Annotated in this window: 2 protein-coding genes and 1 pseudogene; 1 reads left to right on the forward strand and 2 read right to left on the reverse strand. The window is 70.7% G+C overall.

Translation table 11 applies throughout. The features are described 5' to 3' along the window. A partial coding sequence (locus tag ACWCO3_RS34390) for a GlxA family transcriptional regulator (protein ID WP_450014168.1) occupies window positions 1-432 on the forward strand: 432 nt, incomplete at its 5' end. A gap of 159 nt (window positions 433-591) precedes the next feature. Here ACWCO3_RS34390 and ACWCO3_RS34395 read toward each other — a convergent pair. Further along, complete coding sequence (locus ACWCO3_RS34395) at window positions 592-1059, reverse strand: hypothetical protein (protein WP_145785368.1); 468 nt, start codon at window positions 1057-1059, stop codon at window positions 592-594. A gap of 28 nt (window positions 1060-1087) precedes the next feature. Then, window positions 1088-1708, reverse strand: a pseudogene (locus ACWCO3_RS34400) (VWA domain-containing protein); the annotation flags it as partial. Window positions 1709-1788 lie beyond the last annotated feature (80 nt).

The following is a 1788-nucleotide window of genomic DNA, read 5'->3' on the forward strand; positions in this document are numbered from 1 at the left end:
GCCAACCGGGCGGCCCGCCGCTGCGTGATGCCTCCGTGGCGGGACGGCGGCCAGGCGCAGTACATCGAACGGCCGGTGCCGAAGGTCACCGACACCAGCACCGCGAGCGTCCGGGAGTGGGCGCGGCAACGACTGCACGAGCCGATCGCCCTCCGCGACCTGGCCGAGCAGGCGCGGATGAGCGTGCGCACCTTCACCCGACGCTTCCGGTCGGAGACCGGCCTGAGCCCCGCGCAGTGGCTGCTGCAACAACGCACCGACCACGCGAGGCTGCTGCTGGAGACGACCGACCTCACCGTCGACCAGGTCGCCCACCGGTCCGGTTTCGGCACCACCGCCGCCCTGCGCCAGCAACTCCACCAACGCATCGGCGTGGCGCCCTCGACCTACCGCCGCACCTTCCACCGCCGCCCCGAGCTGATCGAAACCTGATCCGAGCCCTGCCGCGTCCCCTCGTGGGCCCGACGGGTGCGCGGCCCTCCACGAGCGTGATTCCGCTGCGGCATCTTGATGCCAGAGCGGAATCACGCTCAACAGAGCGGGACGGTCGATGCTGCGACACGCCCGGCCACCGGCGAGCGCCACCGCCGCTCAGGCGCGGAGCATCTGGAGTTGGGCCTGGTGTTTGGGCAGGTGGACCCGGGTGTGCAGGTCCAGGGTGCGGGACCAGGGCAGCGACTCGTCCACGATGAGGTCGAAGCCCTCACGGAGGTGCGTCTCGACCGGGGTCTCCGCCGCCAGGCCGAGCTGGTCGACGAGCCCGCACAGGCGGTCACTGGTGGTGTGCAGCAGGGCGGTCAGGCCCCGCAGGCCACCCTGCTCGGCGGCCAGCGCGTCGAGCTGCGGACGGTGGATGTCCTCTTCCAGCTCGTAGTAGGCGAACGGCGACCCGGCCAACAGCGCCTCGGTGGCCTGGATCATCAGCTCGTCGTTGGCGACCAGGTGGGCGACGATCTGCTCAGCGCTGAGCTGCCCCTCCGGTGCCGGACCGAACCCGCCAGCATCCACCTCGGCCAACAAGGCCCCGTAGGCCCGCCGCAACCCTCCGCTCTCCGCCATCCCCCCAGTCAACCCGCCCTGCGGGGAGTTAGCGGCGGGATTGGCGGGAGCGGAGGTAGTCGGAGACCACGTACTCGCCGAGGTCGTCGGTGTCCGGCGTGAACATGCGGCCCCGGCTCCGGCGGGCCACCGCGTCGATGAAGCGCCGCAGACCCGGGTCGTCGCCGAGCATGAACAGGTTGAGCGTGGCGCCGTACCGACTCAGCCGGTCCACCTCACGGACCGTCGCCTCGATCGTCTCCGGAAGCGGCGGCCAGTGGAACAGTGCCTCCCCGTCGTCCGGGTCCAGGTGCGCGGTGGGCTCCCCGTCGGTGACCACCAGCACCACCGGCTCGGCGTCCGGGTGCCGACGCAGGTGTCGTCCCGCCAGCCGCAACGCGTGCTGGAGGTTGGTGCCCTGCTCCATGTCCGGCTCGACGGCGGCCAACTCCTGCTGGGTGAGCGTCATCGCCTCCCGGCCGAAACCCACGATCTGCAGGGCGTCCTGCGGGAAACGCGTCTCCATCAGGTGCGCCAGCGCCAGCGCCGTCTGCTTCATCGGGCCCCAACGACCCTGCGAGATCATCGAGTACGACAGGTCGACGCAGAGCACCACCGCCGCCGAAGCTCGCTTCTCGGTCTCCACCACCTCGAAGGTTCCGCGAGCCAGACACCTGGTGGAACAACCAGAACGAGGTGCTCACGGTTAACGCGACGCACGTCCGAGTCGCCGATGTGCTCAGGGACTAC

The organism is Micromonospora sp. NPDC002411 (assembly GCF_053592955.1).